This window comes from Actinomadura barringtoniae (assembly GCF_017573505.1).
GTDB classification, from domain to species: Bacteria; Actinomycetota; Actinomycetes; order Streptosporangiales; family Streptosporangiaceae; genus Spirillospora; species Spirillospora barringtoniae.
Map to the genome: position 1 here is coordinate 105,643 of NZ_JAGEOJ010000007.1, position 25,749 is coordinate 131,391.

The window sequence follows — 25,749 nt, forward strand, 5'->3', positions numbered from 1 at the left end:
AGCCGGCTGATCAGGGAAGCTCGAAGAAGCCGTCCGCGATCAGTTCCGGGAGGACGGTCTCGGCGTGCGCGCGCACCTGGTCGGCGTCGAGCGCCATCAGCTGGGCGATGGCGTCCAGCAGCGGATCGAGCGGGAGCGTGCCGTCGCAGACGCCCGCCAGGGCCGCCTCGACGGTGCCGACCCCGGCCGCGCGGCGCAGGCGGCCGGTCTGGCGGAGGACGATGCGTTCGGGATCCTCGGCGCCGGGCGGGCCGATCTGCTCCTGAACGACCGGGGTCGTGGCGAGCGGGAGATCTCCACAGCCTGTGGAAAACTTCGCGCCGTCCACGAGCCCGTCCAGGACCTGGCCGACATAGGCGCCGACGGGCTGCTCGACGGCGTGCCGGAGCTCCTCGACCCGTACGGCCGGCGCGGCGGGTGCGGCGGCGGTCGAGTCGGCGGAGGTGCGCCGCAGCGTGATCCAGCCGAAACCGATCCCGGTCACCCGCCGGCTCTCGAAGTAGTCGAGCCAGGCGTCGTAACGCGCCGTGTAGGCGGGCGTTCCGGTCTCGACCGAGTCGCGCAACCACAGCTCTGCGTACTCCGCCGGATCCTGGACGTCGCGCTGGACCGCCCAGGCGTCGCAGCCGGTCTCGCGGAGCCAGGAGCCGACCCGTTCCTCCCACGGGACACCGTCGATATGCAGCCAGTTCGCCAGCAGCTGGCAGGTCCCGCCCTCAGTGAGGAGCGCGGGCGCACCGGTCACCAGGCGGCGGCAGAACTCGTCGCCGTGCAGGCCCGATTCGCGGTAGACCAGGGCGGCATCGGGCGGCCCGATGACGAACGGCGGGTTGGAGACGATCAGGTCGAAGGTCCGATCCCGTACGGGTTCGTGGAGCGAGCCTTCGAGCGTCTCGACGTCCTCCAGGCCCGACAGCGCGAAGCTCATCCGGGCCAGCCGCAGGGCGCGGGGATTGACGTCGGTGGCGGTGATCGAGCCCGGCGCGGGGCGTACGGAGGCGTCGGCCAGGTGGACGGCCTGGACGCCGCATCCGGTGCCGAGATCGAGGGCGTTGTCCACAGGCCTGTGGACAACCAGGCGGGCGAGATTGGCCGACGCGCCGCCCGTACCCACGACGTGATCGGGCTTCAGCTCCACCCCGGAACCCGGGCGGGCCTTCAGATCGGAGACCACATGACCCGCGTGGCCCTCGCCGCTCACCGACTCCAGCGGCTCAACGTGGAGGAGGGCACGGAGCTCGTCGCCCGATCGTTCGGCGAGACCGGTCGCGACCAGAACGTCGGCGATCTCCCGCAGCGGCGCCTCGTTCACCGGCACCTGGAGCCAGAACAGGCGGGCGAACGCCTCCAGCGGCGAGCCGCCGCGCGTCACACGCAGCGCGGGCACGATCTCGTCGCGGGCCAGCGCGCCGCCGGCGGTCGCGCCGAGCAGGTCCCTCACCCCGGCGACGGTGTAGCCCGCCTGGTCGAAGGCGGCACGTACGGAGACGAGGAGCTCAGAGCGATCGGACACTCGATCCATCATTCCGCGTCGGCGGGGATCAGGCGAAGTACGCCTCGAAGCCCTTGGCGAACGCCTCGGCGATGCGCTGCCGGTCGGCCGGGTTGGTGAACTTGGCCGCGTCGCCGGAGTTGCGCATGTTGCCGCACTCCACGAAGACCTTCGGCACCGTGGACAGGTTCAGGCCGCCCAGGTCGTCGCGCTGGTCGAGCGCCTTGGAGCCGATGTAGTTGGAGTACGGGATGCCCGTACCGGCCTTGAAGGCGTCCCGGAGCGCGTGGCCCAGCTTGACCGAGGCCGGGACGATCTTGGTGTTGAAGCCCTTGACCGGCAGCGGCTCGATCACGTGGAAGCCGTGGCCGCTCGCCGGGGCGCCGTCGGCGTGGATCGACAGGGCCGCGTCCGCGTGCGCGCGGTTGCCGATGCCCGCCCGTTCGGTGACGCACGGGCCGACGCCGGTGTCGCTGTCGCGGGTCAGCACGACCTTGGCGCCCTGCGCCTTCAGCAGCTTGACCAGGCGCTTGGAGACGTCCCAGGTGAAGGCGGACTCGTTGTAACCGGAGTTGGTCGAGGTGCCGGTGGTGTCGCACTCCTTGTGACCGTTGCCGACGTTCACCTGCTTGGCGATCGCCGACGGGTGCTCGGAGTTGCCGCCGTTGTGGCCCGGGTCGATCGCGATGACCTTGCCCTTGAGGGAGCCGGACCCCGAACCGGAGTCGCCGTCGCCCTTGGACTGGCCGTCGGGCTTGCCGGTCGCGCCCGCGGGCGTCGTACCGCCGCCGGTCGCCACCGGGGGCTGCGCGCCCTCGCCGTTCTGGTTCGCCGAGCTCTTTCCGTCACCGCCGCATGCCGTGAGCGTGACCAGGCACAACGCCAGGCCGCCCGCCGCCATGGCGCCGCGTCGGTGGATTCGCAAAGGCCCGTCCCCCTGTGATGACTTCGTTATCGACCCCTGCCAGTTTGCACACAGGCTGGAGTTCGTCAAACGAAGTCGCAAGAATCCACCCGAAACTCCTAGGTACGAGACCGCCGCACTCCGTACATGAAGCGGCCGCGGCTCCGTCCCCCGGAACCGCGGCGCTCATCACATGAAGCGGCCGCGGCCGTGCCCTCCCCTAGGAGGTCGGCACGGCCGCGGCCACGTCCCCAATCAGCCCGAACGGGTCAGCGGAGCGCGTCCTCCTTGCAGAGGAGCGCCGCGAGGGCTCTCGCCTCGTCCGCGTCGAGGCCCAACACCACGCGGGGTCGTCCCCACGGGTGATCGATCGAGTGGGCCACGTAGCTGGCGACGGACTCCGAGACCTGTTCGGCCAGTCCGCGCGCGTGTCGCCATTCCGACCACGCGCGCTCCAACTCACTTGCCGCGCGCTGAGCGCACGACACCAATTCCGGATCACGCACGAATTGAACCCCCCTGGGTGAACATGATCCTTACTCCGTGTCCACTCGGCGGAGTCCCCTGTGCCGGGCCGTCTCCCCCGAGGCGACCCGAACGCGCGGTTCCCCCGACCCGCCGAACGGTGGATCCATTAACTCCCCGCGGACGGCCCGTGGCCCGCCAATTGCGGCAGGCTTGGCCAGCCTCTTACTCGTTAGGGAGATTGATCGACCTCGCCACTACCGATCACAGAGACCGATCACAAGGCCGGGCCCCCAGGGGCCGGCCCAGCACAAGGCGCGGGCGGGTCAGCACAAGCCGGGGCCGGCGGGCCGGCAGAAGCCGGGGGCCGGACTGGCGCAGGGCGCGGGCGGGGTCGGTACAAGCCGGGGCCGAACCGGCACAAGCCGGGGGCGGGCCGGCATGAGGCGGGGCCGAACCGGCACAAGCCGGGGGCGGGCCGGCATGAGGCGGGGGGCGGGCCGATCACTGAACGGGGCTTGATCGGTCACACAGCGGAGCCTGGAGCGCTCACGCGGAAGGGGCCCTGTACGGTCACCCAGCGAACTCCTGGGCGGTCGTACGGCGAGCCAGGCGGTCACACGACAGCGTGGGCCGCGGACTCGGACGGCGGACCTGAACGGGCCTGAACGGCCCGGGCCGTCAGACGGCCGGGACCGGGCCTGTGGTCGAGCGGACCACCAGATGGGGCACCACCAGGTTTTGGCGGGCCACCCGCGCGGGGTCGTCGATCCGCGCGGTCAGCATCTCGGCGGCGACGCGGCCCATGTCCCGCCGGGGTTGGTCGACGCTGGTGAGCGAGATGTGCCGGATCGCGGCCAGGTGGGTGTTGTCGTAGCCGACGATCGAGAGGTTCTCCGGAACGGTCAGCTCCAGCTCGTCGGCGGCCGAGAGCGCGCCGGTGGCGACCAGGTCGTTCGGCGCGAAGATCGCGGTCGGCCGGTGCGAGCGCGACAGCAGCACGCGCGCGGCCCGGTAGCCGCCCTCCTCGGTGAAGTCGCCGGGCTCGACCACGATCTCCTCGGCCAGCCCGTGCCGTTCCATGGCCTTCTCGTAGCCCGCGCGCCGGTAGCGGGCGGTCGTCGACGGTGCCCCCTCGATGTGCGCGATCCGCCGGTGGCCGAGCTCGACCAGGTGGTCGACGGCCAGGCTCGCGCCGAGCTCGTCGTCGTCCACCACGATGTCCACCCCCACGACATCGCGTTCGCCGACCACGACGACCGGGACGCTCGCGGCGGCCTCCTTCAGCGAGTCGGGCACCACGCTGAGCAGCACCAGCCCGTCGACCCGCATCTCCAGGAAGGCCTCGACCGCCTCGGCCTCGAACAGCGGGTCCCAGCGGCCGCTGCCGACCAGCATCCGCAGGCCCTCGCCGTGCAGGCTCTCCTGGAGGCCGTCCAGGAACTCGGCGAAGAACGGGTTGTGAAGGTCGGCGACGATCGCCCCGATCAGCCGGGTCCTCCCCTCGACCAGGCTGCGCGCGACCGCGTTCGGCCGGTAGCCGAGCTCTCTGGCAGCCTGCAACACCGCTTGTCGCCTGCGTTCGCTCACATGGGGCGAGCCGCGCATGACCAACGAGACCAGCGATTTGGAAACGCCGGCCCGTTCGGCGACATTACGGATCGTGGGCTTGGGGGGCCTTACATCACCAGCTGACATGGCTCTCCGTCCGGGGGGGACCTGCCGCCAAGGCGCTCCTCAGGGCTGGAACGCCCTCCTCGCTTGGGAGGAGATGCCATGATGCCTCGCCTTCACCCCATATCGTCGCAACAGTGAGTAACGGGCAGCCAGCAATGGCAGTTCGGGCCTGTGGTGTCGTGGATCACAGGTAGGAAAACCCGGCCCGCCCGCCCGCTCTGCACACCGTTCCGCTCGCCAAGCTCAGATACGCTGCCCACGTGGGAGATCGTGCAGTGGCCGCAGGAAAGGCGCGAGGCAGGCGCAGGCTGAGCGTCGACGAACGCCGGGACGAGCTGATCGAGGCCGCCCTGGAGCTGTTCAGCACCCGTTCACCCGAGGAAGTCTCGATCGACGACGTCGCGGCGGCGGCCGGGGCGTCGCGCGCCCTCGTCTACCACTACTTCGGCGGGAAGTACGAGCTCTACATCGCGGCGCTGGGCTCGGCCGCCAAGCAACTGTCGGTGCTGCTGGAGCCGCCCACCGAGGGCACCCCGATCGACCGCCTGCGCATCTCGCTCGAGCGCTACTTCGACTTCGTGGAGAGCCACGCGCCGGGCTTCACGGCCCTGCTGCGCGGCGGCCCGGCCGACCGTTCGGGCGAGGTCGGCGAGATAGTCGACGGCATCCGCCAGCTCCTGCTGGGCCGCATCCTGCACGCCATGGAGGTCGAGACGCCCTCCCCGGTGCTGCGCATCACGCTGCGCTCCTGGATGGCCTCGGTCGAGACCGCCGGCCTGGACTGGCTGGAGAACCGGGACGTCTCCCGTTCCGAGCTGGAGCGCCTCCTGGTCGACCACCTGGTCGTCCTGCTGCACGTGGCGGGCCAGCACGAGCCCGGCACCGCCGCCCTCTTCGACCGCCTGGCCCAAGAAGAGCTGACCCCCGAGTCCTGACCGGACGTCCCAGGGCCCTCAACCGAATGAGGGGCCGCCGTGGCGGCCCCTGCTCTCGGGTGCTTCTGGCTTCAGGTCTCCCCAGACCTGAGCCCCGCCGTCCACGAGTGGACCGCGGGGTTCGCCATGCCGAATGTCCCGCCCACGGGTGTGAACGGGACATCCGGTTCGTACGGTGAGTAGCTCACGAGCTGCGATTCTCGGTCGATCACAGTCGTGAACCTCCGCCCAGGAAAACTCTGAACAGCGGCCCGTCCAAGCTCAGGTCCGGGGTTGTTCAGGGCAGTCCTGGCCGCCCCCCAATTCTTGACAGTGCAGGTCCGGCGGGATTCCGCCGGTCGGAGCTTGTTACTCCGAGCGCTGCTGCGGAATACCCGCCAGCAGCGCCCGCACCTCAGCTTCGCGGTAGCGGCGGTGCCCCCCCAGGGTGCGGATGGACGTGAGCTTCCCGGCCTTCGCCCACCGCGTGACGGTCTTGGGGTCGACGCGGAACATCGTCGCCACCTCTGCCGGCGTCAGCAGGGGCTCAGCCTCTGGCGTACGTGCTGACATGTGTGCGGCCTCTCCTCCGTGGACCGATGACAGCGATCCTGCGATTGATCCTCGCGCGGTCACTGATGTCCCCTATGGCCCGAAAGAGCCACTATGACATCACAACGTGTAACCTTGCCACCACTCAACGCAACAAGCAAGTCCCTGACTGTAGTTGCGTGTTCAGTGGCGACTGGGTCACGCTGCGTGATTCTAGCGACACGTATAGTCGTATCGCGCGCGGATTCGGGAAATTTGTTCAGTTCGCCGATTCAAGAGCCCGTACAGGGCGCCAGCGGGCAAGGAGACGCTTGTACATCGCGACGGCCAACTCGACCTCGCCACGTTCCATCGCGGCGAGGGCGACACTGACCTCGTGCACCGACTCGTCGGCGCTCAGCGTCCGGTCGTCCAGCAGATGGACGAGTCCCCCGTAATCCAGCTCGACCAGTGCCTGCGGGTGAAACTCCGCGAGCCACCTGGCCAGCGACTCCACCTGGCCGGGGGCCAGGGCCGCTTCGTCGTCGAGGTTGGCGCGTACGGTCCGCAGCGCTCCGGTGACCCGGCGGCGCGCGGCGGCCATCCCCGTGACGTAGATGAGGGTACGCGCAGGGATGGCGGCCGCAGGGCCTCGACCAGGGTTTTCCTCAGAACCGGCCATGGCTTTACGTTTCGCGCGCACCTGGGCGCCCAGAAGCAGGCAACGCTCGGTGGGGGCGAACGCCACGAACCAGGCCAGCGGCACGTGCCACGTACTGGAGAGGATGTGCGGCCGGAGCGAGCGCCCGGCCTCCTGCCAGCGCTGGAACTCGTACGACGCCTGGTCGGCGACCTCGGTGGGCACGAAGGCGTCCGCCACCCCGGCGGGCAGGGTCGCACGGAACTCGTCGAACGCCAGCCAGGACCGCAGCCGCGTCTCCCACGGGCAGACGTAGATCATCTCGGCCGTACGGCGGACGTAGGCGTGCCGGCTCTCGCGCGCGGGCACGGGCTCGGGCGGCGCCGCGGTGAAGCGGCGCGCGGCCTCCAGGTGCTCGGCGCCCAGCGCGTGAACGCGCCGCGGCCGCCGCCGGGAGTCGGCGTAGGCCGTCCACAGGGTCCGTGCGGGTTCCGGAAACGCGGTCACCGGCTCATAAACCCGTAGGTACGCGGCGTACGGAAGCACCCTCGCATCGTGACATGGGGCCAGGTCCCGCGAGGGTGCGACGACGGCACCGAGACGACCGCGTTACCTGGAGAGGCGGCGCCCGAGACAAGCCGGTCATAGTCTGATCTAGAGACAGAGAGGAGGGCACTACCGTGCCTAATGTCTTCGGGTCGCCCCACAAGGGCTCAGAACCCCGACACGAGCAGGTCGTCTTCTGCCAAGACGAGGCCAGCGGCCTGCGCGCGATCATCGCGATCTACTCCACCGCGCTCGGCCCGGCACTGGGCGGCACCCGCTTCTACCCGTACGGGTCGGAGGAGGAGGCGCTCACCGACGTCCTGAACCTGTCCCGCGGCATGGCGTACAAGAACGCCCTGGCGGGGCTGGACCACGGCGGCGGCAAGGCCGTGATCATCGGCGATCCCACGACCGACAAGTCCGAGGCGCTGCTGCGCGCCTACGGCCGGTTCGTGGAGTCGCTGAACGGCCGCTACTACACCGCCTGCGACGTGGGCACCTTCAGCGAGGACATGGACCTGGTCGCGCGCGAGTGCGGCTACGTGACCGGCCGTACGGTCGCGCACGGCGGCGCCGGCGACTCGTCGATCCTGACCTCCTACGGCGTCTTCCAGGGCATGCGCGCCGCGGCCGAGGCGACCTGGGGCAGCCCCACGCTCCGCGGCCGCCGCGTCGGGGTCGAGGGCGTCGGCAAGGTCGGTCACCGGCTGGTCGACCTGCTCCGCGAGGACGGCGCCGAGGTCGTGATCTGCGACGTCAGCGAGGCCGCGGTGGCGCGGGTCAAGGCCCGCCACCCCGAGGTCGAGATCGTCGCCGACAACGCGGCGCTGGTCCGTTCCCCGCTGGACGTCTACGCCCCCTGCGCGCTCGGCGGTTCGCTGGACGACGAGACCGTGCCCGTCCTCTCCGCCAAGATCGTCTGTGGCGCCGCCAACAACCAGCTCGCCCACCCCGGCATCGAGAAGCAGCTGGCCGACCGCGGCGTCCTGTACGCCCCCGACTACGTGGTCAACTCCGGCGGCGTGATCCAGGTCGCCGACGAGATCGGCGGCTTCAGCTTCGACCGGGCCAAGACCCGCGCCTCGGGGATCCTCGACACCACCCGGCGGATCTTCGCCCTGGCCGCCGAGGAAGGCGTTCCCCCGGCGGTCGCCGCGGACCGGATGGCCGAGCAGCGGATGTCCGAGGTCGGGCGCCTGCGCGGCATCTGGCTCGGGGGCCACTGATCCCGGCCGGATCCCGGCCGGCGACCCGGGCTCGATCCTGGCCGGCACGCCACTGATCACTGCCATGAGCGACCGCTAGGTCACACCTGAAATTGTGATCTAGCGGTCGCGGCTTTCCCTGCTGAGGCGTGTCGCCCCACGTCAGTGAACTCGCCCATCAGCCGATACACTGTGGTTCTCCGCAACGAGCGTGCCGCCACCGTACTGACGATGTACCGAGCCGGGCGCAAAACGGGTACGGTTGTACCCGTGACTGAACCATGGCTCATCAGGCACCGGTTCGTGTGGTGGACGCGCGCGTTGATGGGCCCACGAAAGCCCTGACCATCGAGGGGGTCGAGCCAATGGGTCGCGGCCGAGCCAAGGCCAAGCAGGTGAAGGTTGCCCGCCAGCTCAAATACAACAGCGGCGGCACGGACCTCGACCGCCTGAAGAGTGAGCTTGGAGTCAGCTCCACGGACACGTCGCCGGAAGACGACGCGTACGACGAGCTTGCCGACAAGTACGCGGACTACGCGGATGATTACGGCACCGAGGACGACCGCAAAGACGGCACCTCCGGTCGCTGATCAAATTCCCTGGTGGGCCGCCCGCAGGCTCAGCGCTTGCGGGCGGTTTACTTTGCCCCTCACGGCTCCGCACGGCCTCTCACGGCCCCTCCGAGCGCCTTTATAACAGGGTCCCGTCACAGGACCTCTGAACAGGCCGGAGATCGCCGGTGAAAGGTCAGGGGCTCGCCAGGGCCGTTTTGACGCCGGGCTCCACCCGGCCGCCGACCTTCGGGTCGCGGTGGGTCGTGAGGTCGGTGAGGGCCTTGAGCATGGCGAGGGGTTCGCGGGCGTAGCCGTTGGCGGTGGCGTCCTCGCGGCCCGGCCCCCAGCTGTCGTCGCCCACGCCCCAGGCGTCCAGGCCGGCGGCACGGCAGAGGGCGACGGCGCGCGGCAGGTGGAACTTCTGGGTGACGACGGTGAGGCTGTCGACCTGGAAGATCTTCTTGGCCCGTACGCAGGAGTCCCAGGTGTCGAGCCCGGCGAAGTCACGGACGATCTTGTTCTCCGGAACGCCGTGGGCGACCAGGTACTTCTGCATGGTCGTGGGCTCGTCATAGCCCTTGACCCGGTTGTCGCCCGAGACCAGCAGCACCTTCACCTTGCCCCGGTGATAGAGGTCGGCGGCCAGGTCGAGGCGGCGGGCCAGCAGCGGCGACGGGTGGTCACCCCAGATGCCCGCGCCCAGGACGAGGGCCACGGGCGTCGCGGGAACGTCTGCGGGCGTCCGCCGGTAGTCGGCCGTGTCGGCGTACGCCCAGCCCAGCGGGGCCGCCACGGCGTACGCCAGCAGGCCCCCGAGGACCGTCAGCGGCAGCGCGCAGCGGCGAGCCAGCGCCGTCCAGCGGCGTGCCGGCGCCAGCCAGCGGCGTGCCGGGGCCAGCCAGCGGCGTGCCAGGGCGAGCAGCGCTCGCGAACGGGGAACGATCACACCTGTTGAGACGCCGAGGCGGTGGAACGAGTTCAGGCGAAGGTGGCCTGGCCGGTGCCCTCGATGATCTCGCCGAGGGTCCAGGCCGTGACGCCGCGGGCGTTCAGGAGCTTGAGCGCCTCGTCGGCGGCCTCCGGAGCCACGATGGCGACCATGCCGACGCCCAGGTTGAACGTCTTGTCCATCTCGGCCTGGGGCACCTTGCCGTACGACTCCAGGACCTGGAAGAGCGACGGGACCTCCCAGGAGGAACGGCTCAGCACCGCGTCCACCGTGTTGGGCAGCGAACGCGCCAGATTGGCCGTAAGCCCTCCACCGGTGATGTGGGAGAACGCCCGTACCGCCCCCGTCCGGGTCAGCGCCAGGCAGTCCTGGGCGTAGATCCGGGTCGGGGTGAGCAGTTCCTCACCCAGCGGCCGGGACAGATCCGAGACGGTCGCCTCAAGCGTGAGCTCAGTCGTCGCCAGGATGTGCCGGACCAGCGAGTACCCGTTGGAGTGGATCCCCGACGAGGCCATCGCGATCACCGCGTCACCGGCTCGCACACGCTCGGCACCGAGCAGCTCGTCGGCCTCCACGACGCCGGTCCCCGCGCCGGCGATATCGAACTCGTCCGGCTCCAGCAGCCCCGGGTGCTCGGCGGTCTCGCCCCCCACCAGAGCGCAGCCGGCAAGGGCGCAGGCGTCCGCGATGCCGCCCACGATGTCGGCGATCCGTTCGGGAACGACCTTGCCGCAGGCGATGTAGTCGGTCATGAACAGCGGCTCGGCGCCGCAGACGGCCAGGTCGTCGATCACCATGCCGACCAGGTCGTGCCCGACGGTGTCGTAGATTCCCAGGCGCCGCGCCAGGTCGACCTTCGTGCCCACACCGTCGGTGGAGGTCGCCAGCAGCGGCCGCCGGTACTTCAGGAACGCCGAGGCGTCGAAGAGCCCCGCGAACCCGCTGGCGTCGTCCACCACCTCGGGCCGCCGGGCGCGCGCCACGCGGGACTTCATCAGCTCCACGGCGCGCTCGCCCGCGGCGATGTCCACGCCGGCGGCCTCGTACGAGGTCACTTAAGGGCTCCTTCGAGCAGGTGCTTGCCGCGCGAGTCCTCCTCGACCGGGATCGGGTAGACCCCGTCGAAGCAGGCCCGGCACAACCGATCCTTGGCGATCTGGGAGGCGGCGATGAGCTCGTCCAGCGAGATGAAGCCCAGGCTGTCGGCGCCGATCGAGTTCCGGATGCCCTCGACGTCGAGATTCCCGGCGATCAATTCGGCCCGGCTGGCGAAGTCGATGCCGTAAAAGCAGGGCCAGGCAACAGGCGGGCTGGAAATCCGCACATGCACCTCGGCAGCGCCCGCGTCCCGCAGCATGCCCACGATGGCCCGCTGGGTGTTCCCGCGCACGATCGAGTCGTCGACGACGACCAGGCGCTTGCCCTCGATCGCCTCCCGCAGCGGGTTCAGCTTCAGCCGAATGCCCAGCTGCCGGATGGTCTGGGAGGGCTGGATGAACGTACGCCCCACGTAGGAGTTCTTCACCAACCCCTGCCCGTAAGGGATCCCCGAGGCCTCGGCATAGCCGATCGCCGCAGGCGTCCCCGACTCAGGCGTCGGAATCACCAGCTCAGCCTCAACGGGATGCTCCCGGGCAAGCCTGCGCCCAACTTCCACCCGAGTCGCCTGAACGCTCCGCCCGGCGATGGTCGTGTCCGGCCGCGCCAGATACACGTACTCAAAAAGACAGCCCTTGGGCCGAGGCTCAGCGAACCGCTCGGACCGGACCCCGTCGCCATCGATGGCGATCAGCTCGCCGGGCTCGATCTCGCGGATGAACCGGGCACCCACGATGTCCAGCCCCGCGGTCTCCGAGGCGACGACCCACCCGTGCTCTTCGAGCTGGCCGAGCACCAGCGGCCGGATGCCCTCAGGGTCCCGGGCCGCATAGAGCGTTCCCTCGTCCATGAAGACCAGCGAGTAGGCACCCCGCGTCACCGGCAGGATCTCTCTCGCCGCGGCCAGCGGCCCGCCATCCCGCGTCGCCAGAAGCGCCGTGAGCACCTCGGTGTCACTGGTGGCGGTCAAAATCCCCGCCGGCAGCTTGCCGGCCAGCTCAGGCGTATTGATCAGGTTGCCGTTATGGGTCAGCGCGAGCCCACCCGTCCCGGTGGACCGGAACGTGGGCTGCGCGTTCTCCCACGTGGGCGACCCGGTGGTCGAGTAGCGGCAGTGGCCCACCGCGATATGCCCACGCAACGTGTTCAGCACGGACTCGTCGAAGACCTGCGCGACCAGGCCCATGTCCTTGAAAACGACGATCCGCGACCCGTCGCTCACCGCGATCCCGGCCGATTCCTGGCCGCGGTGCTGCAACGCGTACAAACCGTAATAAGTGAGCTTGCTCACTTCGGCGCGGGCCGCGTCGCCCGGAGGCACCCAGACGCCGAATACCCCGCAGGCATCCTGCGGGGAGCGGTCAGAGGGGTCGATGTCGTGGCTCAGACGTCCATCACCGAGAGGCACGCCCGCCAGTCTAGATGCCATCCTCACCTGCTCCGATCAGCGCATCTCCTTAACCGACCTCTAAGGGGACAGACACACCCCTAGGTCCCCGCCACGTCCGCCTGAGTCGCGAGAGGCCGATCCGGGAGCCGCCCACCTGCACCAACCCCGAGAGGCCAGCCAGGCCCGAGTCCGAGGCAGTCAGCCCACGTCGATCTAGATCGACAGACACTGGCTCCCGCCTCAGGCTCCCCTGGCTCCCTCCCGCAGAAGGGAGGCCCCACATGGCAATCAAGATCACAGAAACAGCCCGCGTCGATGGAGTCCAGCACGAGACCCCGTACCCCCGCCCCACCGCCAACAACCGAACGATCAGTGCTCACCTAGGGAAGTCGTCCCATGGCTGACCACCTCACGCGGATCACCACAGCACTCGCCGTCGCCCTAGTCGCCGCAACCATCTCGTACCAGCACGCACAGGGGTTGGTCCGTCCTCACCCACCGCGATGGCGCCTCTATCGATCGCAGGCGACGACCGCATTTGGGCCTTATCGATGGCGCGGCCTAGACCACGGCCCCATCGGCGCTCTAATCAGCGTGTGGACGGGCCGGCACCTAGGAACCCATGCTGATACCCACTCGGACTACATCCACTGAGCTTAAAGAACGTCCATGCCGCCTATGTTCCTGTATCCCTGCGGCCTCGCCAGGGCGGTGAAGATGGCCTTATAGATCACTCGATCAACGAACTCAGAAGCAACCAATAACCATTAATCAGAGTCATTGACAGACACACGCTCCCAGCCAGCCTCCTGCGACCCCGACGCAGGCCCTCACCGATATACGAAGCTAAGAACGAAGTACCACCACACTCTCACGGAGGTGATCCGCATCAGTTGCCCTACGACGCAGCAGGCGCGCGACGCGAATTTCCTCTACCCGCCATCCCGCAAGTTCGGCAAGTCGCGCGAGTATCAGGTCCGCGGCGATGACAAAGCGTTGCGTACCTGTGCCGTGAATCGAATTTCCGACGACGATTGCGCAATAGGAGCCCACCGCCGCGACATTCCTGAGGCCACAGAGAACTTTAAGCATATCATCAGCATAGCCGGAAATAACTTGACGCCTACCCCGCTGATATCGATCATCCGGAACTGAATCGAGAATTGGAGAGATCAGCGACACAACAGGGTTCTTGAAGTCATTCTGCATAAACGCGTAGTCATCGGAGAACCGAAGGCTTGGATGGCTCCGAATGGTGCGTAGACGTTGATTTTTGAGCTCGTCTACGTCAGCGTATAGCTCCAAAGCCCAAGCTTCCATTTTATACACTTCGGTATAATCAATGTTGTTTGGGTAAGGCGGAGAGAAAACTATCAGGTTCGCGTCGAAGCCGGCTGCAATGGCACCGACCCCTCTAGCATCATCTTGCAGGACTTCCGCCGTAGCATGACGTGACGGGTCCGGAAGGCATGAAATGTCATTAACGCACTTCGCCAGCCGTTCCTTGAATGCCGCCTGGGGATCCACGACTCGCTTCTTGCTCATATACCTGAGAGCACGTCCGTCCCGCCTCACCCGGCCGGCAGGCTCAACTACTGCAGCAACGCACGCCTGAAAGATTGCCCTAACATCTACCTCATCAATAACTCTGGAAGCCCTGCCCAAGGCCAGCAAAGAATGCACGTGATTTGCATCAAAGTAGTCGAGGTTATTAAGGGTCGTCGAAGATGTCGAAAGATCTTGTCGTCGCCGAATAAGTCGCTTGTATTCTTTCCAAAATGCATTCTCCGCACTGGAAATCGCCTCCAACAAAGACACCCCTTTAAGGGCAGCATTGACTTTGGCGACGGCTATCGCATAGATCGCTGGATTCCTTTCAATGCCAAGACCCCTTACAGAGAACCCTTCCTCCCTTCCAAGCATCAATGAACTGACCAATGTGGTACCGCTCCCAAGAAAGGGGTCCAAGATGGCCAGCTGATCACGGGGGAGAGATGGGCTATCCTTAAGAAGCCGAGGAATTAGTGCCCACGAGTAACCCTCTTTAAAATGAAACCAGCGGTGAATCGGCTCGTTGGAGTTACCTGAAGGAGTGACCAAATGAGAATAGTCTGCGATGCGATCCGTGAGTATCCACCGCTCGGCGAGTGCGTCATAGTGCGCGTTGAGGTCGTCCCCTTCAGTAGCCAAATCGATCCCAGTCACTATGTAGGTTCTCTATTCTCAGTTAGATGCCGGCGATACGCTTCGGATGAAGGAAAAAGATACCATGACCTAAGTTCGACCACGAGTTGCTCTGCCAACTCCTTTACGGGCTCGAAACAGTCATCAGCTGTTGCGAGCCGCATGTCGAAGCAGCAGAGGGCAGCGAGTCGCGAACCACGTTCATCTCGATAGGCGGATGCCTGTTCAACGCCCTTACGAACCCAATCTTGCACGACTGATGCGGATACGGAGTTACCGCGAGAGTTTTTACTGCGAAGTACCTTTAGTTCCAAGATCGCATGTCGAACGATTTGACTCCGATCACTGACGAGAGGCTCCTCTATCTCCACATCAAGGCGGCCCGTTGCTTGTGATTGCTCGATCCTGATCGTACAAGTGGGGAAGAACCCAATCAGCCCGCAATGGACAACATGCTGAATTTGATCTTCAGCATCGTCAGCAACCCAGCTCTTTGAAGCATCAGCCCAGAGCTTCCCCGCCCGACTCTGAGCATCGGGAGTACACAGCTTGCTTTCGTATAGCCGGTCTATACTCTCAAATATCTGGTCAAATGTGAGCGCAGTTTCCTCCAGGCGAACTACCTGAAATGTATCTGTCTTGAGGAGTCCATATGGATAGAAACGCGCTTCGACCGGCACAGTACGCGTCTCAAAAACAACTGCTGGAAAAGTGCCGGCATTGAGTGTGTTAGTAGCAAGGTCGAAGATTGCCTCGTCGTCCTCCTCGGGCATCAATTCGATATAGGATCCGTCACTTGCAATTTGATTGACGAACCAGAGCTTTCCTGAAATAGCGTGCACTCCGTTATCCAGCATTGGCACACGCTTCATGCTTCTACTTGGCACCTCGTTCGGGCGCTGCGGGTGCAGAAAAAACAGGGCGGGCCGCTGTTCAGATGCTTCGAGCTCGCCTTCGCGAATCCTTTTCTGCAAGAGGCGCGCAACGTTAGCTAGAAACCGAAGTTCATCAGGAAGATCAACATCGGAGCCCACGCCGAAGTAGTCCATCAACGTCTGTCGGACTGCCTCGTCGCTCCAAGGTCCTTGCAGATCAGGCATCGCCGCTGGCCCCCAATTGTGCGTAAAGATGCCTAACATAGAGGTGAGTGAGTTCAGAGTCTGTGAGGTCTCGCGTTCCAGCCATTAGAGTTGCGAACCGCTCTGTCACCTGGGCCGTCCGCGTAGGAATGGCGCTCTCCGGTGCCAGGTCCACTACATTACCCGTATCAAGAAGCGGGTCCGAGTAGGTTGCATCTACGAGGACCGCGCCTGCGATTCCGTAGGTTCCAAGGCCGGCTAGGGCCAATGTAACCTCTCTGGCAAGGAGCAACTCACGGCTCCACCCCTCATCGACGCTCATGGCATCTATGATGCGACTACTGAAAATTGAATTCAAAGAGTACTCTGCATCTAGGCGCCACCCATCTCCGGTCTGTATATGCTGGATCTGAGTAGGAATAAGCACTGCCATGCCGACAAGTTCATCGATGTCTCGCTGCAGCTCGGGGTTTAGTGGCAAAATAGCTCGCTTTAGTACCTGAGCCTCAACGACCGGAATATTCCAAATGGGAGCAAGCGCGTCGGCGAAGTATGCAATGGCGTGGAGTGCGGGGAGCGGCACTGCTGCCATTCCAGCCTGTTCACACGCCTTTACGATCGCCACCAGTCGCGCCAGAGCGCGAACTTCGTGAGGGTCGGTGATTGGACGCATGCTCACGAAGCTTCTCTAGTAAAAAGTTCCGATATTGCTTGCTCGTATTCATCACGATGCGCTCTAAGGGCAGCCGTAGGGGATGCGATGCGCGTAAGGTCAACAATTCGAGGGTTTGTACGGTCGGTGATACCCGCGCGGGAAAGTAGAGTGGGGACCAGTTGACCTTCAACAAGATTTGAAGTCAAAATAACACGATTTCCCAATCCCGGATCACCAAAACGGGTCAACACATCGGCGGCCCTCGGGGCGAACACAGCGTCAAGTGATGCCTCTGGGGCATCCATCACAAGGGTTCCCAGGCCTTCTTCACCCGCGACCTCAACGAGCGCCATCCTAAAGGCTAGATCGATGAATTCTCGCTGGCTCTCCGAGACCTCGTCAGCAGACGACCTACGAACCGGCGAGTCAAAGTCGGTACCAGTCATGTCAATCTTGAATACAGAGAACTCCACGGGTGATCCCGTTTGTCCGACTTTAACTTTATGGCTGGTCCAAGTCAGTACACATGACTCCAGTAGGAATTCGGTAGCGTATCTATCAAACGCCGCTTTGATCGCCTCTCTCTGTTCGGCGATCTTTACGTTGACTCTACTGATGTACCGGGAGTGGCTAGCCTTTGCCTCGACAAGTTCCTCTTCCATGATCCGCAACCGAGAGCGAAGCTGGTTATATTCGGAACGCCTTGCACGAATTTCCTTCTCACCATCGGGCAATTGCTCTGCAAGCCTGTCAAGTTCGACGTTCCGCTCTGCAGTTGATGCTTCAAGTCCTCGCAGCCGAATCATTGCCTCCTGATACCGTTCTTCGGCTGCCACCCGAGACGACTTAGTCGCTTCGAGGCGTACATCAGCCGCTTTCAGCCTCCCTTTGGCCGAGTCAATGTCTTCCTGCGTAACTGATGCGGTGTCTTCTGGAGAAATTGGCGAGTCACAAACTAGGCAGCGCATCTGGTCAATGCGACTTCGCAATTCGGCCGCGATAGCAGGAACGTTAGAGTCACAGACTAGACAGTGGTCCCCAGCCATCAGCTGGCTGAGAATATAAGCGGCACTTTCCTGCGGACCAGGAAAGGCGGCCTTGATGGTCAAAAGGCGCTGATGTTCAACTGCGCGATATGCCGACTCTCTCGCGTCCTCTGCCTGGAGCGCTGCCAGTCTTGCGGTCTGCCGATCAGCATCCATCTGGTTGAGCTGACCTTGCAGTTCTTCGAGCTGCTGCTCCTCATTGGCTTGGAATCTCGTCAATTCCCTGATACTTGTTTCTAGGTCCGATCGAGACGTCACAGCCAATTCGTCCTGCTTAAGCTCTCGCTCTTGCCGAGAAAGTGTGGCCCTCAGGTTTCTAAAAGTAGTGTCTCTTTGCAAGACTTCACTCTCGAGCGTCACATACTTCTGCGTTTCCTTCTTCGAAAGGAAGAGCAGGCGTAGTATATGACGCTGTGCATCAGGATCCCAAACCAGAGATCCCCTATCATCGGAGTAGAAAACTAGATACCTAAGTATAAGGATCCAGTCAGCAAAATTCTGTATTCCTGCGGCAGTCACAATTGCGTTTTGGAACTCCTCTTCTGTTGGCCGTCGTTCCTCTCCATTAATGGATAGTGAAACTAGACCGAAGGTTCGTAGCTCGCGCGCCAGACTAAATTGGACGCCGGCAATCCGGAAGGTAAGCGTCGAGACGGCATCTTTGGCGCTGTCGTTAACTCTCGCTGCAAAGGTTCGGCGTTCCCGCGGGCTAATCACGCTGATATCGACCTGTCGCGACCCGAAGGGCCCGCCAGCCAAGCCCGCAATATCTGCAAGCCCAGTGCACATTCGATACATCAGATGCACCAGCGTGCTTTTGCCTAGGCCGTTTGCGCCCAGCACAAGCGTAAGGCCGGGCAGAAAGCGCGTTTCTAGCCCCGGTTTTCTGGGGGTACCTGGGTAAAGCCCGTACCCATCAATTGACAGGGACTCGAGGATTGGAAACCTAATCATAGTTCTCCATCGGCCTCAGGCTTGTTGCTCAGTATTGTTTATCGGTTTTGTTTACTTAGTGCCAGTTTTCGAATTTTACTCCATACATGCGGTTTGAGGCACTAGGTGTACATGGCCTACATCGGACTGTTATCGCGGTATCCCGCGTCACCTAGTTCTGTTGCTCGTTCGCATCAGACTGAGGCAAGGTGCGAAGGCCGCCGTACTCACCGAATGCCTGACGCTCCCGGGTGGTCCGGGCCGCTCGTCGATCTCATCTTCTATTGCCCACGGAATGCCTCGGCGGTCGACGACTGCGGGGCAACTCGCTGACCGTCTTCCTGGGCACTGCCAGGTTCGCGCGCAACCTGACGGTTCTATCCAGGCGAAAGAACTGTTACCTGAGGAGCACCGAGCGGTGGTGCCAGGCGAGGGTTAGGCAGGCTGCGCCGCTGGGGGCGATCGGCTCGTTCTCCAGGAGATGGGTGATCGTCTGCTCGTCGAAGGCGAAGTGTTCGCGGTTGTTGCCGGAGCTGGCTACGGAGCCCTCTTCGTTGTCTTCGACCAGGTCTCGGAAGATGTCGTCGAAGACGTCGGCGTCGAAGACGGCCACGGTGAAGACGTCGCCGACCATGTTGAGGGCGTCGATGCCTACGCCCAGGCAGAGGGTGCGGATCTTTCCGGCGTCGCGAGCACGGTTGAGGGAGCGGAAGGGCTCTTGGTTGTCGTAGTCGATGGGGTCGCCGCTGCCATCGTGTTCGGGGTTGCCTAGGAACTCTTCGCTGTACTCGCGCATCATGTTGTTCCACAGGTTGAGGTCCTGGTACGGATCTCCCGGGAGTAGCGATGCGGGTTGGAAGACGCCTGTCGGCATGACGCTGAGCATGCCGCCGGCGATGGCTACTCGTTCCACTCCGCGGCGCAGCATGACGAAGGTGTCGCCTGCGTTGCTACGGCGAATCGTCATGGTGCTGATGGAGATCAGTAGCGGGTAGTTCTGGAGCGCGAAGGGGTCGCGGACCAGCCTGCGGAACGGGAGATTGGCCCATGTGGCGCGGTGGGGCGTGAGGTTGTCGCGGCCGACGGCTACTGACGCCAGTTCGTGCGCCAGGGATTCTCCTACGTCGATCATGTCGAAGTAGCGCATCAGGCCTAGGGAGAGTTGTCCCTCGCCTGCGCTCTGTTCGAAGTCCAGGAGCCGGTAACAGACGCGGTTCTCAAACAGGCGTGGGCTCGCTAGGTCGCGCATCGCGCGGTGGTAGGAGTCGTAGCGCTTGCCTGTGGAGACGAGGGGGCGGAGAGGGTTGGTCTCGCCTTGTTTTCCGGTTACTGGGGGGTGGGGAGTGGTGTCGGCTAGGGAGAGTTTGAGGGCGTCTAGCTCGATCGGTTCTTCGGGGCGCCATCCGTCGGCCATGAGGATGGCCGTACCTTCTAGGCGGGCGTTTGAGGGGTAGAGGTCCCTTGCGAGCCGGGTCAGGTCTGAGCGGTGCTCGTTGAGGCGGCTGCGTGTATGGAGCCATTCGCCCTGGCTGGTTGCTACGTCGGCGGGAAGGCTCTTTTCGCGGCTGGCGTGGTCTACCCAGTTGGGCTCGTTGACGGGAGCCAGGCCGAGCGCTCGGCGCAGGTTAGTCGGCATTCCCAGGCCTGCGGCCATCGACTCGAAGGTCGTGTGCGCGGTGGGTATGCGCTTGCCGTTCTTGTACTCGCTGAGGCGGCCCTGGGCGATGCCGGTGAGGACGGAGATGCTTCCCTGGCTGACCCCGTACTTGTTGAGAACGCGGATGACCGCACCAAGGTCTCGACGCTCGCAGGCCTCTTCCATCTCCGGACGAGCGAAGACTCCTTCGAGGAGTTCCCTCAGAGCGGCCTCATCCAGGGGCATCGTGCGCGATCCCGTTCCGTGTCGCAGCGGGGGCGGTTGCTGATCGAGTGACGCCAGTCCATCACATCGTGCGATATCACGATGAGATTTGCCAAGGTTGAGGCGCCTGCGAGCCTCCCGCGTGACCCCCTTTACGGTGAGCGACGGGAGCGTGACAGGTCATGTCAGACCGGCGTCCATGGGAGCCGCAGGCCCTCTACTCGTGGGACGTCCTGTTCCCCGACTCTGCTGAGGCGGAGAGCGCCGCGCACGGCGTGGGTGGGGTGACCGATGACCGGTCGGAAGCGATCACCGTTGTGCGTGACGAGCTCTCTCGCGCGGGTGCGGGTGCGCATGGAAGCGTCCGGAAGGTCACGCCTAGCCGGACGGGGAACCTGGAGTACGTCGATCTTGGGTTGGTCGGTGTGGGGTACCGCGACGACCACGGCGTTCGGTGGCTGGAGTGACGGAGCCTGCGGGTGTCCTAGATGGCCGTGTGTCCGTCAGCCGTACTGCTCCACATGCCGAGATGGAGGGGTGTGTGGGGCGGCATCTGTCGCCGCCTGGGGCTCGTGCGGAGGCACTGCATTGGACCAGGGCCCATCGTCCCGAGACGGTTCGGGTCTATGAGCACACCTGCGCCAAGTGCCGGGATCGTTGGTACGAGTTCTGCATGCTCGGCGGCGCGTTCTTCATTCGCCGTACCGATGTGAGCGCGGCGCATCCCGCCGTGCACGAGACCCCGCATGTTCGGCAGAGACTTGCCTATGAGTGGTGGTGCCGACTCGTGTACGGGCAGGCAATCTAATCGCCGCTGTGCTCATCGCACGCTGATATGGCACGGCGATATATATCGCCGCAGTATTACTCCGTGGGATGGGACCACCCCTTTCACCAGACCTACTTTCTTATTCGTAGGTTCCAAACTGGTGAAAGGGAGTGATCATCATGATCCTCGTTCTCGCAGCAATCATCGCCGTTTTCCTGGCCGGAACGGTCTGCGGAATCTTCGCGATGCTGGTGATCGGCATCCACGCCGAAGAACACCGGACCGGAAGCACCTCGACCGCAGGCAGCGCCTCACGGCGCCTTCTGCGCTCGGAGACGTGCGACGACCTTCCCGCCCGCAACAAGGCCGGGAGGTGATCTGGGTGGGCAACGTGCGGATGCCTCGCGTCATCACCGGATTTCAGTGCGCATGCGGTGCACGGATCGAGCCTGGTAGCCGGCGCTGCCGCAAGTGCCGGTCCCGCGCTCGCTGGCTGCGCCGCAAGCAGGGGTCTCGCTATCCCGATCTCTGGTTCTGAGGGGGTGAGTTTCCACTGTGACTGTGTCGGTCCCGTTGGTCGCTGTCCTGGCAGCCGTGGTTTGGGTCGCGTGGCGGTATATGGGTTTGCGCGTCTGGCAAGCGCTGGCATGCCTGTTGTTCGGCTTCTTCCTCGCCGCCACGTCCGCCGCTCCGGACATTCGCCGGATCGTCGCCGCCATCCTCCAAGCGCTGCCCAAAACGCATTCGTGACCGTCCGAGCGAAGGAGGCGATGCCTAGTGCCAAACACTCCGCACCCCGCCCGCAATGACCTCCAGGAGGCCAAGGCCAAGAACCGCACTGCACGCGAAACGCTCGCCGCAATTGCCGAGTCCATCGCCCCTCTGTCGGAACAGTGGGAACGCATCAACGCCACGCTGACCGACACTCCCGCCCTCATCTCAGAAATCCGGCACCTGCGCGCCGAGATCGAAGCCCTCCGACTCAACCTCGCCAATCTCGCCGCTGCCGCTCGCGCCACCCTGGCCGCTTACCGCGACGCTGAGTCCGACCCGTGCTCGTATCTGCGTGACGAGTTGAGCGCGCAAGGGTGGGCCGACGGGGACCGCCCATGAAGACCGAACACATGCGGCCCAGGCAGATGCGCCGCAACGCTCGCCGAATGCGCCGCTACGGCATGCAGCCCATGGTGGTCATCAACTCTGGTGACTCACTGCCGGATGTCTTCGCGGTTTTGTTCGGCCGGTGGCTATGGCGCTACCGCTCCGAGCTGGCCCCGTTCACCCTCGCGATGGTGACCGTGCTCGTCTCGCTGGTTCTACATCTCACACACCCGCAGTGGTGGCCCTGGCTCCTGGCAAGCGCAACTGTCGTCGCGTCGTCGCTCGTGGGGCTTGGTCAGCGCATGGGCCTCGTGCGACGTAGCGAGCGTGTCTACGCGGCCACGGTCGCCATGGCGGTCGGGGCATGGCTTGCGGCAGGGACGGCTCTCGGACCGTCCTTCCGTCCGCTGCCTCAACTGCTGCTGTACGGGGGCGTAGTGCTGGCCGTTCCCTGGTGGGCACACCGTCGCCGGCGCGCCCGTGTGCGCGTAGAGCGCAAGCTTGCCGCGTGGCCGGAGATCTCCGCTGCGATCGGGCTCAACGGCTCGCGCGTCATGTCCGCAGTCGTGGACGTGTGGGGATGGCGTGCCCGCTTCGGCCTGGCTCGCGGTCAGACCATCCAGGACGTGACCGCGAAGATCCCGGCTCTGGAATCGGCGCTCGGGACCTTCAGGGGCGCCGTCCGCGTCCACCCCACTCCCGATGACAAGGCCAACCGCTTCGAGCTGCGCGTGCTGGACATCGACCCGCATGCCGACGCGATCCCGTGGCCGGGACCATCAGTCTCCTCCATCACCGAACCGATCGACCTGGGGCCGTTCGAGGACGCCACCCCTGCGCAGGTCCACCTCAAGCGTCGTCACGGGCTGATCGGCGGAGCGACGGGATCGGGCAAGAGCGGCGTGATCAACGTCCTCATGGGCAACCTCTCGGCCTGCACGGACGCCGTGATCTGGGCGATCGACCTCAAGCGCGGGATGGAGCTCCAACCCTGGTCGGCCTGTATCGATCGCCTCGCCACCAATCCCGAACAGGCAAGCGCGCTCCTACGCGACGCCGTGACCATCCTGGAGGGGCGCGCTGAATGGCTCGCCGCACACGGACAACGCGTGTGGGAGCCGACATCCGATATGCCCGCCCTCGTGATCCTCATCGATGAGTACGCCGAACTCGCCGACGAGGCGCCCGACGCGATCAGTGATGCCGACTCGATCGGCCGTCGCGGACGTGCCGTCGCGGTGCAACTGATCGCCGCCACACAACGCCCGACACAGAAGGCGATGGGCAGGGGCGCTCTCCGTTCCCAGATGGACGTACGGCTCAGCTTCCGAGTGCGTGAGCGCAGAGACGTCGACCTCATCCTGGGGCAAGGAATGCTCAGCGCCGGATGGCACGCACACACGCTCAATGCGCCCGGCAAGTTCCTCATCTCCGCACCCGAACACGACACCCCGCGCCGCGCACGCGCGTACCTCCTCACCGACGAGGCCGTGAGCGCGACGGCCAGCCAGCACACCGTCTGGCGTCCGCCACTCGATGAGGTGTCACGGCGTGCGCTCCAAGCCGAGCGAGACCAGCCACGCAGCCAACGCGCTGAGCCGCCCGTAGACGCCTCACCCGGTGCCGGTGAACGGCAGGGACAGGGTGGCGACGACAAGGCCCCTGAGGGCGTCCTGTGGTCGATGCTGGCCGGTGCTCCGGACGAGGGAGTCCCCATCGCCCATCTCATGACGGCGACGGGCATGGGCCGCTCGTGGGTCTACTACCGCCTCCAGGAACTCGCCGCCGAGCGGCGTGCCTGCCAGGTCAGCCGGGGACGCTGGCGCGCCACTCAACCCACCGAGCCGTGACCGTCCGTGATTGTCCACGTCCACGTCCGCACGCGCGTGTCTGCACGTAAGGGACGGAGATAGAGCGTGGACATGGACGTGGACGAATACGCAACGTCACCACCGAGAGGAGAACGCGACGCCCCGACAAGACCCGAGCATGACTCGGGAGGCAAGGAGGTGAACGTGCAGGCTTACACCGTCGAACAGGTCGCCGAGACCCTCCAGATCGGACGCGACAAGGTCTACTTCCTGCTCCGCACTGGCCAGCTTCACAGCATCAAGATCGGAAAGCTTCGCCGCATCACGGACCGGCACCTGGCCGAGTTCATCGCCTCACTGGAATCCGCCGACGAGAAAAGCTGACGCTTGTAGCACACGTTGCTACGGTGTTCTACATGGCCCCGGGACTCGTCCCGAAGGAAAGGTCCCGGGGTTCCGCTTCTTGATAACTCCATCGACGCGAGTGCGCTCTCACCTCGGCAAGCACATGAACATCCCGAACGAGAGGAGTCACTCACATGGCCGAAGACAAGACGACGACCCTGCCTCCGGCGCGCGTGGACGCGGAACTCAAGAACCGCCTCGTCGCGTACGCCGAATCGCAGGAACGCCCCGTGTCGTGGGTCATCAGGAAAGCGATCAAGGAGTACCTCGACCGACACGAGGAGGGATCCCTTGGCAAAGATCCTGATCGGTAAGTACGAAGGCAGCATCTATCGAGAGGGCGACGGCTACACCGGCGCCCTGTCTCTCGGCTTCAAGCCGAACGGCAAGCGCAACAGGCTCAAGCGGAAGGGCAAGAACAGGACCGAAGTCCGAGACAAGCTCATCAAGGCCGTCAGGGAGTTGGAGACGGGCGCCAAGCCCGCACCCAACTACCGCGTTGAGAACGCGGTGAACGACTTCCTAGCGGCGTTCGCGACGACGGACCGGTCGGACTCCAGCAAGAAGACGTACCGGACGCTCGTCGATGGGCAGATCATCCCCCTGATCGGCCGCATCCCGCTCACCGATCTCTCAGCCGACGACGTTGAGAAGTGGCTGAACGGGCGGACGAAACACCTCGCCACGTCCACCCTGAACATCGTTCACAACCTGCTCGTGCGCTCCATCAAGCGCGCGATGCGGCATGACAAGGTCGGCCGGAACGTGGCGGAACTCGTCGACACCCCTGTCGGCAAGGACGGTCGGCCATCGAAGTCGCTCAGCTTGGAACAGGCAGACGCCCTCCTGACGGAGGCGACCAAGCCAGAGCACAGGCTCGGCGCGTACGTGATCCTCGCGGTCACGTCCGGGCTGCGTACCGAGGAACTACGCCCGCTCAAATGGAGCGACGTGGATCTCGACTCGGCGACCGTCTACGTACTGCGCGCTGACCGCCACAAGGGCGAGACCAAGACACTCCTGAGCCGTCGCGGCCTGGGGCTCGCCGATATGGCCGTCGAAGCGCTCCGCGCTCTCCGCACGAGGCAGGCAGCCGAACGCCTTCAGGCCGGAGAGACCTACCAAGATCACGATCTGGTGTTCTGCCACGAGGACGGAACCCCGTACACGGGGAACTCGATCCGCTACTTCTTCAGGAAGGTCCTGAACGCCGCCGGACTCGTCGGCGACGAGTGGTGTCCGCGTGAGCTTCGCCACACCTTCGTGTCGCTCATGAGCGATCACGGCGTCTCGATCGAGACGATCAGCAAGCTCGTCGGACACAAGTCGACGAAGATCACCGAAGAGGTCTACCGCCATCAACTCAAGCCGGAGATCCGGGATGGCGTCGAGCACATGAACCTCATCTTCAAGAGCAAGGCCCCGAAGTCCGCCTAGAAGTCCACCTAAGTGTGGGCGTGCTCCCGGATTGGCCCCTGCTCGCCCCAGGTCAGGACGTGACCGGGTCTGTTTCTTCAACCGACCTTTACCCCGTGCGTCG

24 protein-coding genes are annotated in these 25,749 nt (G+C 64.9%); 10 read left to right on the top strand and 14 right to left on the bottom strand.

Annotated elements, in window-relative coordinates:
• Window positions 1-10 precede the first annotated feature (10 nt).
• The 4 genes from J4573_RS18115 to J4573_RS18130 form a co-directional block, all read right to left on the bottom strand.
• Window positions 11-1,522 carry a DUF7059 domain-containing protein gene (locus J4573_RS18115; RefSeq protein ID WP_208256832.1) on the bottom strand — a complete coding sequence of 504 codons (1,512 nt, stop codon included), beginning with the start codon at window positions 1,520-1,522 and terminating at the stop codon, window positions 11-13.
• 19 nt (window positions 1,523-1,541) lie between these two features.
• Complete coding sequence (locus J4573_RS18120; RefSeq protein ID WP_243773204.1) at window positions 1,542-2,417, bottom strand: N-acetylmuramoyl-L-alanine amidase; 876 nt, start codon at window positions 2,415-2,417, stop codon at window positions 1,542-1,544.
• Window positions 2,418-2,665: 248 nt separating this feature from the next.
• Window positions 2,666-2,902, bottom strand: a complete 237-nt coding sequence (locus J4573_RS18125; RefSeq protein ID WP_208256833.1) for a hypothetical protein — start codon at window positions 2,900-2,902, stop codon at window positions 2,666-2,668.
• A gap of 640 nt (window positions 2,903-3,542) precedes the next feature.
• Window positions 3,543-4,559, bottom strand: coding sequence for a LacI family DNA-binding transcriptional regulator (locus tag J4573_RS18130; protein WP_208256834.1), 1,017 nt, complete (start codon window positions 4,557-4,559; stop codon window positions 3,543-3,545).
• A gap of 239 nt (window positions 4,560-4,798) precedes the next feature.
• Between J4573_RS18130 and J4573_RS18135 the strand changes: the two genes are divergently transcribed.
• Window positions 4,799-5,473 (top strand): TetR/AcrR family transcriptional regulator, encoded by a 675-nt coding sequence (locus J4573_RS18135; protein WP_307796683.1) that lies wholly within the window; start codon window positions 4,799-4,801, stop codon window positions 5,471-5,473.
• Between the two features lie 348 nt (window positions 5,474-5,821).
• Here the strand turns inward: J4573_RS18135 and bldC are convergent, their stop codons facing one another.
• Both bldC and J4573_RS18145 read right to left on the bottom strand, forming a co-directional pair.
• On the bottom strand, window positions 5,822-6,025 hold the full coding sequence (gene bldC, locus J4573_RS18140) for a developmental transcriptional regulator BldC (protein WP_012850682.1): 204 nt from the start codon (window positions 6,023-6,025) through the stop codon (window positions 5,822-5,824).
• A gap of 238 nt (window positions 6,026-6,263) precedes the next feature.
• The gene (locus tag J4573_RS18145; protein WP_208256835.1) at window positions 6,264-7,169 is read right to left on the bottom strand and encodes a DUF8083 family protein; all 906 of its coding nucleotides are present in this window, start codon (window positions 7,167-7,169) and stop codon (window positions 6,264-6,266) included.
• A gap of 134 nt (window positions 7,170-7,303) precedes the next feature.
• Between J4573_RS18145 and J4573_RS18150 the strand changes: the two genes are divergently transcribed.
• Both J4573_RS18150 and J4573_RS18155 read left to right on the top strand, forming a co-directional pair.
• Entirely contained in the window at window positions 7,304-8,395 is a 1,092-nt protein-coding gene (locus tag J4573_RS18150) for a Glu/Leu/Phe/Val family dehydrogenase (RefSeq protein WP_208256836.1), read from the top strand.
• A gap of 260 nt (window positions 8,396-8,655) precedes the next feature.
• On the top strand, window positions 8,656-8,964 hold the full coding sequence (locus J4573_RS18155) for a DUF3073 domain-containing protein (protein WP_372442846.1): 309 nt from the start codon (window positions 8,656-8,658) through the stop codon (window positions 8,962-8,964).
• 157 nt (window positions 8,965-9,121) lie between these two features.
• Here J4573_RS18155 and J4573_RS18160 read toward each other — a convergent pair whose 3' ends face one another.
• From J4573_RS18160 to J4573_RS18195, 8 genes are all read right to left on the bottom strand, one after another.
• Window positions 9,122-9,874 carry a SanA/YdcF family protein gene (locus J4573_RS18160; RefSeq protein ID WP_307796685.1) on the bottom strand — a complete coding sequence of 251 codons (753 nt, stop codon included), beginning with the start codon at window positions 9,872-9,874 and terminating at the stop codon, window positions 9,122-9,124.
• 32 nt (window positions 9,875-9,906) lie between these two features.
• Entirely contained in the window at window positions 9,907-10,932 is a 1,026-nt protein-coding gene (gene purM / locus J4573_RS18165; protein ID WP_208256837.1) for a phosphoribosylformylglycinamidine cyclo-ligase, read from the bottom strand.
• Window positions 10,929-12,383 carry an amidophosphoribosyltransferase gene (purF, locus tag J4573_RS18170; protein ID WP_208256838.1) on the bottom strand — a complete coding sequence of 485 codons (1,455 nt, stop codon included), beginning with the start codon at window positions 12,381-12,383 and terminating at the stop codon, window positions 10,929-10,931. The genes purM and purF overlap by 4 nt, the downstream gene beginning before the upstream one ends.
• 828 nt (window positions 12,384-13,211) lie before the next feature.
• Window positions 13,212-14,570, bottom strand: coding sequence for a class I SAM-dependent methyltransferase (locus J4573_RS18175; protein WP_208256840.1), 1,359 nt, complete (start codon window positions 14,568-14,570; stop codon window positions 13,212-13,214).
• Window positions 14,570-15,649, bottom strand: a complete 1,080-nt coding sequence (locus J4573_RS18180) for a hypothetical protein (protein ID WP_208256842.1) — start codon at window positions 15,647-15,649, stop codon at window positions 14,570-14,572. The genes J4573_RS18175 and J4573_RS18180 overlap by 1 nt, the downstream gene beginning before the upstream one ends.
• Window positions 15,642-16,253 carry a hypothetical protein gene (locus tag J4573_RS18185; RefSeq protein ID WP_208256843.1) on the bottom strand — a complete coding sequence of 204 codons (612 nt, stop codon included), beginning with the start codon at window positions 16,251-16,253 and terminating at the stop codon, window positions 15,642-15,644. Before J4573_RS18185 ends, J4573_RS18180 begins: the two co-directional genes overlap by 8 nt.
• 50 nt (window positions 16,254-16,303) lie before the next feature.
• On the bottom strand, window positions 16,304-18,283 hold the full coding sequence (locus J4573_RS18190) for an AAA family ATPase (protein WP_208256845.1): 1,980 nt from the start codon (window positions 18,281-18,283) through the stop codon (window positions 16,304-16,306).
• Between the two features lie 376 nt (window positions 18,284-18,659).
• Window positions 18,660-20,144: a helix-turn-helix domain-containing protein gene (locus J4573_RS18195; RefSeq protein WP_208256847.1), complete on the bottom strand. Its 1,485-nt coding sequence runs from the start codon at window positions 20,142-20,144 to the stop codon at window positions 18,660-18,662.
• 927 nt (window positions 20,145-21,071) lie between these two features.
• On the opposite strand from J4573_RS18195, the gene J4573_RS18200 reads away from it, so the two are divergent.
• From J4573_RS18200 to J4573_RS18225, 7 genes are all read left to right on the top strand, one after another.
• Window positions 21,072-21,269, top strand: coding sequence for a hypothetical protein (locus J4573_RS18200; protein WP_208256849.1), 198 nt, complete (start codon window positions 21,072-21,074; stop codon window positions 21,267-21,269).
• 241 nt (window positions 21,270-21,510) lie between these two features.
• Complete coding sequence (locus J4573_RS55380; RefSeq protein ID WP_279575508.1) at window positions 21,511-21,642, top strand: hypothetical protein; 132 nt, start codon at window positions 21,511-21,513, stop codon at window positions 21,640-21,642.
• A gap of 27 nt (window positions 21,643-21,669) precedes the next feature.
• Entirely contained in the window at window positions 21,670-22,005 is a 336-nt protein-coding gene (locus J4573_RS18205) for a hypothetical protein (RefSeq protein ID WP_208256851.1), read from the top strand.
• A complete protein-coding gene (locus J4573_RS18210) occupies window positions 22,002-23,843 on the top strand; it encodes an FtsK/SpoIIIE domain-containing protein (RefSeq protein ID WP_243773206.1) in 1,842 nt (613 codons plus the stop codon). The genes J4573_RS18205 and J4573_RS18210 overlap by 4 nt, the downstream gene beginning before the upstream one ends.
• 72 nt (window positions 23,844-23,915) lie before the next feature.
• On the top strand, window positions 23,916-24,188 hold the full coding sequence (locus tag J4573_RS18215; RefSeq protein WP_243773256.1) for a helix-turn-helix domain-containing protein: 273 nt from the start codon (window positions 23,916-23,918) through the stop codon (window positions 24,186-24,188).
• A gap of 155 nt (window positions 24,189-24,343) precedes the next feature.
• Window positions 24,344-24,523 (top strand): CopG family ribbon-helix-helix protein, encoded by a 180-nt coding sequence (locus J4573_RS18220; RefSeq protein ID WP_208256854.1) that lies wholly within the window; start codon window positions 24,344-24,346, stop codon window positions 24,521-24,523.
• A complete protein-coding gene (locus J4573_RS18225) occupies window positions 24,501-25,646 on the top strand; it encodes a site-specific integrase (RefSeq protein WP_208256856.1) in 1,146 nt (381 codons plus the stop codon). Before J4573_RS18220 ends, J4573_RS18225 begins: the two co-directional genes overlap by 23 nt.
• Window positions 25,647-25,749: the final 103 nt, after the last annotated feature.

What these genes read in the sequence shown, in the direction of transcription:
- J4573_RS18190 (WP_208256845.1), bottom strand. Translation starts at nt 18,283, where the DNA reads ATGATTAGGTTTCCAATCCTCGAGTCCCTGTCAATTGATGGGTACGGG.
- bldC (WP_012850682.1), bottom strand. Translation starts at nt 6,025, where the DNA reads ATGTCAGCACGTACGCCAGAGGCTGAGCCCCTGCTGACGCCGGCAGAG.
- J4573_RS18115 (WP_208256832.1), bottom strand. Translation starts at nt 1,522, where the DNA reads ATGGATCGAGTGTCCGATCGCTCTGAGCTCCTCGTCTCCGTACGTGCC.
- J4573_RS18215 (WP_243773256.1), top strand. Translation starts at nt 23,916, where the DNA reads ATGGACGTGGACGAATACGCAACGTCACCACCGAGAGGAGAACGCGAC.
- J4573_RS55380 (WP_279575508.1), top strand. Translation starts at nt 21,511, where the DNA reads ATGGGTTTGCGCGTCTGGCAAGCGCTGGCATGCCTGTTGTTCGGCTTC.
- J4573_RS18155 (WP_372442846.1), top strand. Translation starts at nt 8,656, where the DNA reads ATGGCTCATCAGGCACCGGTTCGTGTGGTGGACGCGCGCGTTGATGGG.
- J4573_RS18220 (WP_208256854.1), top strand. Translation starts at nt 24,344, where the DNA reads ATGGCCGAAGACAAGACGACGACCCTGCCTCCGGCGCGCGTGGACGCG.
- J4573_RS18180 (WP_208256842.1), bottom strand. Translation starts at nt 15,649, where the DNA reads ATGCCTGATCTGCAAGGACCTTGGAGCGACGAGGCAGTCCGACAGACG.
- J4573_RS18130 (WP_208256834.1), bottom strand. Translation starts at nt 4,559, where the DNA reads ATGTCAGCTGGTGATGTAAGGCCCCCCAAGCCCACGATCCGTAATGTC.
- J4573_RS18195 (WP_208256847.1), bottom strand. Translation starts at nt 20,144, where the DNA reads ATGCCCCTGGATGAGGCCGCTCTGAGGGAACTCCTCGAAGGAGTCTTC.
- J4573_RS18210 (WP_243773206.1), top strand. Translation starts at nt 22,002, where the DNA reads ATGAAGACCGAACACATGCGGCCCAGGCAGATGCGCCGCAACGCTCGC.
- J4573_RS18200 (WP_208256849.1), top strand. Translation starts at nt 21,072, where the DNA reads ATGATCCTCGTTCTCGCAGCAATCATCGCCGTTTTCCTGGCCGGAACG.